The organism is Parasutterella sp., assembly GCF_057870745.1.
In genome coordinates, this window is sequence record NZ_DBMALT010000020.1 from 43,541 (window position 1) to 51,336 (window position 7,796).

Genomic DNA, 7,796 nt, shown 5'->3' on the forward strand with positions numbered 1-7,796 from the left:
TCTCCGCGGATCAATCGACTTCGCTGGCTTTCAGGGCAGATAAACGATAGCCGCAAACGGCCAGTGTTCCGATATAAAGTACGGCCGCCCCCATAACAACACCGAGCACAAGGCCCAATTTAACCGCCCAGGGATACGCCATCTGCGTCCAGTCACAATAGTGCTGAATAACTAATAGATAAGCCGTTAAAAGAACACTGCCGACAATCACCGTAAGGAAAAGTTTTTTCCAGCCGGCAAGCGGCGTAAACACACCGCGGCGACGCAGGATAATCAATAAACAGCAGGCATTAAAGCAGGCGCCGAGCCCCACGGACAACGCCAAACCCGCATGAGAAAACAGCGGAACGTTCACTAAGTTAAAGATCTGCGTCACGATTAAAGCAGCGCAGGCAACCTTAACGGGAGTTTTAATGTCCTTCTGGGCGTAAAAACCCGGCGCCAGGATTTTGATTCCGATCAGACCGATCAATCCGATGGAGTAACCCGTCACGGCCGTCGCTGTCTGATAAACGTCGTTCACATTAAAACGGCTGCTCTGGAACAACACGGACACCAACCCTTCCCCGAGAAGCGCTAGGCCAATGGCCGCAGGGACGGCAAAAGCCACCACGAGCTTCAAGCCCCAATCGAGCAGTGCGTTATAGCGATCCGTCATGCCCTTTGCGAAAGCCGCTGACAAGCTCGGCAAAAGAACCGTACCCAGCGCAACGCCGAGCAGCGCTGTCGGGAATTCCATCAGACGGTCGGCATAGGCCAGCCAAGTCACCGAGCCTTCGGCAAGAAAAGAAGCGATGTTCGTGTTAATCAAGATCGAGATCTGCGCGACACCTACGGCAAAGAGTGCCGGCACCATAAGCTTCAAAACCCGTCTGACCGACGGGTCTTTCATGGCTTTAAACGGATTTACAAATCTCGGCAGCAAGTGGAGCTTGGCGAGCTGCGGAATCTGCACCGCCAGCTGCAGGAAACCGCCGGCCATCACGCCGACCGCTAAAGCGTAAATCGGCTGATCAAACAACGGCGCTACAAACAGTGTCGCTGTAATCAAAGAAAGGTTGAGAAGAATCGGAACGGCCGCAGGAATCGCAAAATGCTTCCAGGTATTGAGTACGGAAGAACTCAACGCCACCAAGGACATAAAGAATATGTAAGGAAACATATAGCGGGTCAGGCGCGTTGCCGTATCAAACGTCGCCGGTTCTTCCGCAAGACCGGAAGCGATCACAAACACGAGGATCGGAGCAGCAATGACACCTAAAATGCTGACACAAAGAACGATGAACCCGAGCAGAGAGGCAACTTTATCAATAAAAGACTTTGTTTCTTCTGCCGAACGATTGCTCTTCACATCTGCCAGCATCGGCACAAAGGCCTGCTGGAAAGCACCTTCTGCAAAAAGACGTCTCAATAGGTTCGGCAATCGAAATGCAACGTAATACGCGTCCGTGTCTCCGCTGACACCAAACACACGGGCAATCAAAATATCCCGGATCAAACCTGTGACTCGGGACAAAAGCGTCATTGCCGAAATAACGGCTGCATTACGGAAAATACTCACTGCGATCTCGAAAAGAAAAAAGCCTGCAATCAACAGGATTCAGGTCAGTCAAAATTCTATCAGCCGAGCGGCAGGGCGGCATAAGTTTGCGGTTGAAAACAAAAGAGATTTTCCGTATAATTCTGCACTTTCGTGGGATTCGGTCCGAGGATCGGATTACCTTATTTGTTTAACCAAACCGGCCGAGCCCGTAGTATTGCTAGTGGCGACCGGTAAAGTAAGAAAACTCGCCACTCGCATAGGCAAGGAAAGAAACAATGGCAAATTCTAAGCAAGCTCGCAAGCGCGCTATCCAGGCAGTTGCTCGCAACAAGCACCTCTCTGCACAGCGTTCTCGCTATCGCACAGCTATCAAGAACGTTCGCAAGGCTATTCTCGCCGGCGACAAAGCTGCTGCTCAGACTCTCTACGTCACAGCTCAGTCTGTGATCGACTCTATGGCTGACAAGGGTGTTCTTCATAAGAACGCCGCTGCTCGTCATAAGAGCCGCCTGGTTGTTGCTATCAAGGCAATGGCCTAATCAATCTTTTCTGCTCTGCTTCACTTTGAAGCAGAGCAAAGATTCCAAAAGCTCGGGAAAATCTCCCGGGCTTTTTTGTTATATAAGATTACAAAAAACCATCGGTAAAAACATCAACTGTCTGATCATTTTTGATAGCAGTCTTTAATTTTTTGTTCGAGTTTTAATCTATTTTACCTAGGTATTTTCACTTAGTACTCTTTCATATTTTATTCGCTTGAATTCTTTAAAACGTCCTGATACTCTCGAGATATTCCTTTGTTGAGAATCTCTCTCAAATTTGATAATTTTGGGTTTTTACCAATCCTTTCTTTCAGTATCCCCTATTAGCGCGGTAGCTATCTTTTTTTCATTGTTGAAAATAGTTTTTAAGTCGTCGATAGAAATCATCAAATCCGACGCAACACTCTACCCCAAGAGGAGAATTCAACAATGGACAAGACACAAGGATTGAAAGTTACCCGTCGATCCATCCTCAAAACGATCCCGGCCCTCTCCGCCATCAGTGCGGGAAGCAGCTTCTTCACAAAAGCAGCATGCGCACAAGAGCCGCTTGAAGACGGATACACGATCTGCGACAACTGCAACCAAATGCCGATGTGCGGTATTCATTTCCAGAGACAGGGCAATATCGTCGTTTCTGTCGGAAACTGGAAAGAACACAGCGGCAAGCTGTTGTGCAATAAAGCCTTGGCAACTCTGCAGCGACTCTACAACCCCAATCGCCTGCTTTATCCGATGAAGCGCACCAATCCGAAAGGAAGTGCCGATCCCGGATTCGTTCGTATTTCCTGGCAGGAAGCTCTGGCAACGATTGCCGCCAATATGAAGAAGATTCGCGATCAATACGGCGCAGAAAAACTCTTTATCTTCTGCGGTGACCCGAAAGAACCCCGTCCTGCCGCAATGCGTCTGGCACGCTATTTCGGTACTTATCACTACGGTACCGAATCTTCTGTCGCCTGCCGTAAAGGCTCCCTGCTAGCCGAACAGCTCGTTTTCGGCAGTGAATACTCCGGCGGCGGCTGCGGTCCGAAGACAAAATCCTACATGGTGATGGCTACCAACGGTGCATGGTCCAAACCGCACGGCTGGTGGAACATGATCAATGCCGCCAAACAGCGCGGCGTCAAGATCATCGTGATTGACGCACGCCGCACCAAAGTTGCCGAACTAGCCGATATCCATCTGCAGCCTAAACAAGGAACTGACGCAGCCTTGGGCGCCGGCATCTGCCGCGTCCTCTTCGAAGAAGATTTGTACAACAAGCCCTTCTGCGACAAATGGGTTTACGGCGTTGAAGAATACAGAAACTACTGCAAAGACTTCACACCGGAGAAAACCGAAGCTATTACCGGCGTTCCTGCCGACCTTATCGTTAAGGCCGCTCGCATGTACGCTAAAGGCCCCGGCAGCTTCGCTCTGACTTCTCAGTCACTGTCTCACTCCAGAAACGGTGTCAACAGTGCTCGTGCTCTTCTGAACATTCCTGCAATTCTGGGTTATGTCGACATCCCCGGAGGTGCTCTCTTTGGTGTCGGTCCTAAGGGCTACATCGTTCACGACAACGGCCTCACGGAAGACTTCGTTGACTACAACTGGTTCAAGGCCCACAAGAAAGACCGTCTCGACAAAGACTTCGTTCCTGTTTGGAACCATACACAGGTTCAGTTCAACCCGAACCAGCTGCCTGAACACGTTAAGAACGGCAAACTTCGCGGTATGGTTGCCTTCGGCTTTAACGTCATGATTTGGCCGCAGCCTCAGGTTTATGAAGAAGCCATCAAGAATATGGACTTCGCTTGCGCAACGGACTACTTCTATCGTGATGAAACTCATCACGACATGGACATCATCCTGCCCGCAGCTATGAACTATGAACGCTATGCTCCGTTCGGTACACACGCCGGCAATAAGGTATCTGTCAGAACTCCGGTTAAACCCATGGGTGAAGCCAAGGAAGACTGGTGGATTGCCCTGCAGCTCGGCTGCTTGGTCGACGACCCGAAGAACTTCTTCGACGGCGATCCGGTCAAAGCCTGCGACTCCATCCTGAAGAAATGGGGTACGACATACGCCGACGCCCAGAAGAATCTGCCGAACATGACTCAGGTTCAGGGTGCAAAACAGCAGCCGCTCAAATACGAAAAAGGTCTTCTCCGTCACGACGGACAGCCCGGCTTCGATACTCCGTCAGGCAAGATCGAGCTGTCTTCAAACATCACCAAGATGCACAACCTCGGCACGATTCCTATTTATGTCGAACCGTATCAGCCGACAGCCGAATATCCGATCAAACTGATCAACGGTACTCGTGCTCCGTACATCACGCACTCCAAGACACGCAGCGATTCTCCGTATCTTCTCGAAATTGAATCGATGTCTACCGTCGATATCAATCCGGAAGACGCAAAAGCCCGCGGCATCAATGAAGGCGACAAGGTGTTGATTAAGAACCAGTACGGTCAAGCAAGAGCCCGTGCCCGTGTCTCCATCATTGTTCCTCCGGGAACCGCCGGCATGCAGTACGGCTGGCGAGGAGACCAGAACACCCAGGTTTTGATCCCGCGCGAATGGGACAAACTCTCGGGCTATGCACCCTACTTTGAAACAACCGTTCAAATCACGAAGGAGGCCTAAGCGATGAGCCAGTTCGGAATAATCGTCAATGTCGATAAATGCATCGGCTGTCAGGCATGCTTCGTTGCCTGCAAAGAAGAAAATAAAGTTGCTCCCGGAATCCAGTGGAATCAGATCCATCGTGCAGAAAATCTGCAGGACCGCATCATCAACTATTTCCGCGTGAGCTGCCAGCACTGCGACAATCCGGCCTGCCTGCCGGTCTGCCCTGCTAAGGCCATTTATAAAGGCCCGCACGGAGAAGTGCTTGTTGATCAATCTAAGTGCATCGGCTGCGGCGCCTGCGCCATGGCTTGCCCGTACGGTGCTCCGAAGTTCAACAGAAGCGGCAAGACATCTTACTGGGATGTCCCGGCCTTGGCTTCCGTTCCGCTTCGGCCGCATCAGCAGCGCACTCCCGGCAAAGCCGAAAGATGCACGCTTTGCGTCCAGCGCACCTCCAACGGTCAAGTACCTAAGTGCGTCGAAGCCTGCGCTGTTAAGGCTCTGACTTTCGTTGACTACGACAATCTGACCCCTGAACAGAAAGCCCTGGTTGACAAGTCCGTCGCATTGAACGAAGCCGCCGGTACCAAACCGAAGGTTCGTTACATTGCAAGCTATATGGACATTGCAGGACGTCAGGAAAAGATGTTCTAACCACAGATTTTCTCTGATAGACAAATCGGGCCGGGGCTTTGACTCTCGGTCCGATTTTTTCTTCCGTAGTTTCGGCAATATTCCGAAAGGCCTTGAGCTACTGCGTGCTCTCGGACATATAATTGAAAAATTAACTTTCTTTAACACAAATTATCAATAAAGGATTCTCAGGCATGTCTCATCTGATGAAAAACTACGGTCGCCTTCCTGTCTCTTTCGATCATGGTCAGGGTGTTTGGCTTTGGGATAAAGAAGGCCATAAGTACTTGGATGCTTTGGCAGGCATCGCCGTAAACTCCGTCGGTCATGCTCATCCGAGATTAGTCCGAGCCATTGCCGATCAGGCTTCTAAACTCATTCACTGCTCCAACTACTTCAACATTGACCTTCAGGAACAAGTCGCTGAGAAATTGGTTGAACACTCCGGCCTTGAAGCAGTTTTCTTCTGCAACAGCGGCTTGGAAGCCAATGAATGTGCAATCAAAATTGCTCGTAAATTCGGACATGCCAAAGGCATTGAAGTTCCTAACATCATCGTTTTGAAACACGCTTTCCACGGCCGTTCCATTGCCACCCTTTCCGCAACCGGCAATCCTTCCGTCAGAGCTGATTTCTCACCTTATACAGAAGGCTTTATTTTTGTTGACGAATCTGACCTGGACGGCATCCGCAAGATCGTTGAAGAAAATAAAAACGTGGTTGCCATCTTCTTTGAACCGATCCTCGGTGAAGGCGGCGTTGTTCCCATTGATCTTTCAGTCATTAAAGGCATCCGTGAAATCTGTGACGAACACGACCTCTTGATGATGTGCGACGAAGTCCAGTGCGGCATGGGTCGCTCCGGCAAGTGGTTCGCTCATCAATGGGCTGAAATCAAACCCGACGTCATCACGATGGCTAAGGGTTTGGCAGGCGGCGTTCCTGTCGGCGCTGTCATCGTGAGCGAAAAGGCGAATATCTTTAAACCCGGCAATCACGGATCAACTTTCGGCGGCAACCCTCTTGCTATGCGTGCAGCCCTCGAAACGCTCTCCATCATCGAAGACGAGAAACTTGTCGAAAACGCCCTTGAAGTCGGTAAGAAACTCAAGAAAGCACTTTCTAAATCTCTTAACGGTTTCCCAGGCGTGCGCGGTATTCGCGGCAAAGGCCTGATGCTCGGTATCGTTCTTGACCGTGATGCCCACGACATTCTCGAACTCGGTCTGAAAGCCGGTTTAACCTTCAGTGTCACTGCCGGAAACGTTATTCGTCTCGTTCCCGCTTTGACAATCACTGAAGCCGAGGCTGACGAACTCGTCAAGAGAATCACTCCCGTGATCAGATCGTTCCTTGCACAGCCGAAGATCTAAGGTGATTCATGCACAAGAACTTTCTGTGCCTTAAAGATTGCTCGGCGGACGAGTTAAATTACCTTCTCCGCCGGGCCATAAAACTCAAGTCTCGTTTCAAGGCCGGGGAGGTTTACCGTCCCTTTGAAGGAAAAGTGCTGGCGATGCTTTTTGAAAAAGCCAGCACCCGCACCCGCGTTTCCTTTGAGGCAGGCATGGCTCAGCTCGGAGGAACCTCGATTTACCTGAACACGAGCGAAACTCAGCTGAAAAATGAAGAAACCATTGAGGACACTGCTCGAGCCGTATCCCGTATGGTTGACCTTGTCATGATCCGAACAGGCCCTCATAGCCGATTAGAGGCATTTGCGAAAGAGTCGGAGGTGCCGGTCATCAACGGCCTGACCAACGACAGTCATCCCTGCCAGGTCATGGGCGACATCATGAGCTTCATAGAAAAACGGGGTTCAATTAAGGGCACCGTCGTGACTTGGATCGGAGACGCGAACAACGTACTCTACTCCTGGCTTTACGCAGCCTCCATTCTCGGATTTAAGGTGCATATTTCGGCGCCCCCGGGATACTCGATCAATCCGACACAAGTTCCGGATAACGATGACTGCTATGACTTTTTCCTATCTCCGGAAGAGGCCGCAGAAGGCGCCGACCTTGTGACCACGGACAATTGGAGATCTTGCGGTTACGACGAAAATCAAGCCAAACGGCAATCCAAATCGGCTCGCTGGCAAGTGAATGAAACGGTCATGAAAGCGGCAAAACCAGACGCTTTATTCATGCATTGCCTTCCCGCCTTCCGCGGGCAAGAGGTCTCTTCCGAAGTCATCGACGGACCGCAGTCTGTCGTTTGGGACGAGGCTGAAAACCGCTTGCACTTTCAAAAAGCACTGATGGAATATTTGCTTTTAGGCAGAATTGAAGACGTTTAGCTTCTGTTAAAGCATTTTGAAAGCCTCGAAAGTATTCCGCTCTCGAGGCTTTTTGACGTGTGCGCCCAGCATGGCGCACTTCTATAGGGTGAGAATCCCGAACCCGCCCGATGAGGGGAAGGGTTAGCGACTCGGCAAGGGCGTAGTGGCAACACTA

General features: G+C 50.7%; 6 protein-coding genes. 5 read left to right on the forward strand and 1 reads right to left on the reverse strand.

Annotated elements, in window-relative coordinates:
- Window positions 1-10: 10 nt before the first annotated feature.
- A complete protein-coding gene (gene murJ / locus ACZND6_RS07090; RefSeq protein ID WP_022099949.1) occupies window positions 11-1,561 on the reverse strand; it encodes a murein biosynthesis integral membrane protein MurJ in 1,551 nt (516 codons plus the stop codon).
- Window positions 1,562-1,818: 257 nt separating this feature from the next.
- Between murJ and rpsT the strand changes: the two genes are divergently transcribed.
- From rpsT to argF, 5 genes are all read left to right on the forward strand, one after another.
- On the forward strand, window positions 1,819-2,082 hold the full coding sequence (gene rpsT, locus ACZND6_RS07095) for a 30S ribosomal protein S20 (RefSeq protein WP_008811065.1): 264 nt from the start codon (window positions 1,819-1,821) through the stop codon (window positions 2,080-2,082).
- Between the two features lie 432 nt (window positions 2,083-2,514).
- On the forward strand, window positions 2,515-4,722 hold the full coding sequence (locus tag ACZND6_RS07100) for a molybdopterin-containing oxidoreductase family protein (protein ID WP_293737273.1): 2,208 nt from the start codon (window positions 2,515-2,517) through the stop codon (window positions 4,720-4,722).
- 3 nt (window positions 4,723-4,725) lie between these two features.
- Complete coding sequence (locus ACZND6_RS07105; RefSeq protein ID WP_046447918.1) at window positions 4,726-5,361, forward strand: 4Fe-4S dicluster domain-containing protein; 636 nt, start codon at window positions 4,726-4,728, stop codon at window positions 5,359-5,361.
- A 173-nt stretch (window positions 5,362-5,534) separates the two neighbouring features.
- Entirely contained in the window at window positions 5,535-6,713 is a 1,179-nt protein-coding gene (locus ACZND6_RS07110; protein ID WP_046447917.1) for an aspartate aminotransferase family protein, read from the forward strand.
- An 8-nt stretch (window positions 6,714-6,721) separates the two neighbouring features.
- A complete protein-coding gene (gene argF / locus ACZND6_RS07115; protein ID WP_022099945.1) occupies window positions 6,722-7,639 on the forward strand; it encodes an ornithine carbamoyltransferase in 918 nt (305 codons plus the stop codon).
- Window positions 7,640-7,796: the final 157 nt, after the last annotated feature.

Bases quoted from the DNA above. Each gene is read 5' to 3' on its own strand.
- ACZND6_RS07110 (WP_046447917.1), top strand. From the start codon at position 5,535: ATGTCTCATCTGATGAAAAACTACGGTCGCCTTCCTGTCTCTTTCGAT.
- rpsT (WP_008811065.1), top strand. From the start codon at position 1,819: ATGGCAAATTCTAAGCAAGCTCGCAAGCGCGCTATCCAGGCAGTTGCT.
- ACZND6_RS07105 (WP_046447918.1), top strand. From the start codon at position 4,726: ATGAGCCAGTTCGGAATAATCGTCAATGTCGATAAATGCATCGGCTGT.
- ACZND6_RS07100 (WP_293737273.1), top strand. From the start codon at position 2,515: ATGGACAAGACACAAGGATTGAAAGTTACCCGTCGATCCATCCTCAAA.
- argF (WP_022099945.1), top strand. From the start codon at position 6,722: ATGCACAAGAACTTTCTGTGCCTTAAAGATTGCTCGGCGGACGAGTTA.